Origin of the sequence: Mesorhizobium sp. M7A.F.Ca.US.005.03.2.1, assembly GCF_003997795.1 — a bacterium.
Lineage (GTDB): Bacteria > Pseudomonadota > Alphaproteobacteria > Rhizobiales > Rhizobiaceae > Mesorhizobium > Mesorhizobium ciceri.
Genome location: NZ_RZRP01000922.1, coordinates 1 through 2,348 on the forward strand (window position 1 = coordinate 1; position 2,348 = coordinate 2,348).

The following is a 2,348-nucleotide window of genomic DNA, read 5'->3' on the forward strand; positions in this document are numbered from 1 at the left end:
GCTCGGAAGGGTTCCTCGGCAGCGATGGCCAGCCGCTGCCCGAGCGCTGCGCGGCGGCGGCCGAGCTGCTGGCCATGATGCATGGCAGGACCTGGCCGCAGCGCCTGGAAACAGGGCATGGCGGCTTCCACGATGTCCCGCCTTTCGACCGCGAGGCCATGATGATCGAGGCCGATCTGCTGGTCGACTGGTACGTGCCGGCAATAACGGGCAGCCCGGCAAGCGGTGCCTTGCGCGCCGGCTACCACAAGCAATGGGGCGCGCTCCTCGACCGGCTGCACGGCCGCGAATATACGCTGATGCTGCGCGACTTTCATTCGCCCAACATCATCTGGCGCGGCGACCGTTCAGGGCATGATCGGCTGGGCATCGTCGATTTCCAGGACGCGCTGATCGGCCCGTCCGCCTATGACGTCGCCTCGCTGGCCATGGACGCGCGTGTTACGATGTCGCCCGAGATCGAGAGAAAGACGCTGGATGCCTATGTCGCGGCGCGCCACGCAGCCGGTGCTTTCGACGAGGCAAGCTTCCTGGAATCCTACGCCATCATGGCGGCGCAACGAAATTCCAAGATCCTCGGCATCTTCGTCCGCCTCGAAAAGCGCGACGGCAAGCCCTATTATCTAAAACACCTGCCGCGCATTCGCGATTATCTGCGCCGAGCCTTGTCTCATCCGGCGCTGGCAAGCCTGCGCGAGTTCTACGACGCCCACGGTTTGCTGGAGGAGCGAGCGCTGTGACAGCAGGACCGGACACCGCCATCGTACTTGCCGCCGGCCTTGGCAAACGCATGCGGCCGATTACCGACACCATTCCCAAGCCGCTGGTCAGGATTGCCGGCAAGACGTTGCTCGACTGGAGCCTCGACAGCCTGGCTGCCGCCGGTGTCGCGAAGGCCGTGGTCAACGTCCACTATTTTCCCGAACAGATCGTCGCCCATGTCGCCGCGCGCCGCGCGCCAAAAATCGTCATTTCCGACGAGAGCGAACAACTGCTCGATTCGGCCGGCGGCATCGTCAAGGCGCTGCCGGAACTGGGCGAGCGACCCTTCTACATCCTCAATGCCGACACCTTCTGGATCGATGACGGTCCTCTCAATCTCCAGCGCCTCGCCCTTGCATGGGACGCGGCGAAAATGGATATTCTGCTGATGCTGGCGGATCTCCAACAGGCGACCGGACACTGCGGCAGCACCGATTTCCTGGTGGCGCCGGATGGCGGCTTGCGGCGTTCAAAGGGGGATCCGGCGGGGCTGATCTATGCCGGCGCGGCGATCGTCGATCCGCGCCTGTTCAAGGGCGCACCGGCCGGGCCGCACTCGCTCAACGCCTATTTCGATTCCGCCATCGCCTCAGGGCGCCTGTTCGGCATGCCCATGCATGGCCACTGGATCACCGTCGGCACGCCCGATGCCGTACCGCTCGCGGAAGCGGCGGTCGCCGGTGCGCTCATCGAGTCGCAATGAGCGGCTCCAGCCGCGTCTTCTCGATCCCGCCCGGAGCGCCGTTTCTGCCGACGCTTGCCGAGGCGCTGCTTGCCGGCCGTCTTGTTCCGGGGTTTCGATTCGACGGCGACCCGCTCGCTTTGGCCGATGTCACTATCTATGTGCCGACACGCCGTGCCGCGCGTGCCTTGCGGGGTGTCTTCGTCGACAGCCTGGCGGCACGCGGCGGCGGCGGCTCGGCGATCCTGCCGGTCATCCGGCCACTCGGCGAATTCGACGAGGATGAGGCCGCGTTCGAGACCGAGGCATCGGCGGCCATCGATCTCGCGCCGCCGATTTCGGCAACCGAACGCCTGTTGCTGCTGACGCCGCTGGTGCGCGCCTGGAAACGCCGGCTGCCGGCGCATGTCGCCGCCCTTTTCGCCGAGGAGATCGTCATCCCGGCTTCCACCGCCGACGCGATCTGGCTGGCGCGCGATCTCGCCCGGCTGATGGACGAGATCGAAACGGAAGGCACCGACTGGGCCAAGCTCACCGATCTGGTGACCGGCAATCTCGCCGGATGGTGGCAGGTGACGCTCGAATTCCTCGGCATCGTCACCGAAGCCTGGCCGAAATTCCTCGCGGAAAGCGACCGCTCCAATCCGGCCGCGCATCGCAGTGCGCTGATCCGCGCCGAGGCGGCGCGGCTGCTGCGCAATCCGCCCGCCGGCCCGGTCATCGCCGCAGGCTCGACCGGCTCGATACCAGCGACGGCCGAATTGCTTGCCGCGATCGCGCGCCTGCCCGGCGGCGCCATCGTGCTGCCGGGTCTCGACCGGACGCTGGACGAAGCGTCGTTCCAGGCGATTGCCGCGCCTGGCGCGCGTCCAGCCGTACTCGGCCACCCGCAATATGGCTTGGC

General features: G+C 66.7%; 2 protein-coding genes and 1 pseudogene. All 3 read left to right on the forward strand.

Going from position 1 to position 2,348, the window contains the following annotated elements; genetic code table 11:
• On the forward strand, window positions 1-740 hold a 740-nt coding region (locus tag EN991_RS32590), incomplete at its 5' end, for a phosphotransferase (RefSeq protein ID WP_164769541.1).
• On the forward strand, window positions 737-1,465 hold the full coding sequence (locus tag EN991_RS32595; RefSeq protein WP_127370282.1) for a nucleotidyltransferase family protein: 729 nt from the start codon (window positions 737-739) through the stop codon (window positions 1,463-1,465). The genes EN991_RS32590 and EN991_RS32595, both read left to right, overlap by 4 nt.
• Window positions 1,462-2,348 (forward strand): annotated as a pseudogene (locus EN991_RS32600) (double-strand break repair protein AddB); the annotation flags it as partial. The gene EN991_RS32595 and the pseudogene EN991_RS32600, both read left to right, overlap by 4 nt.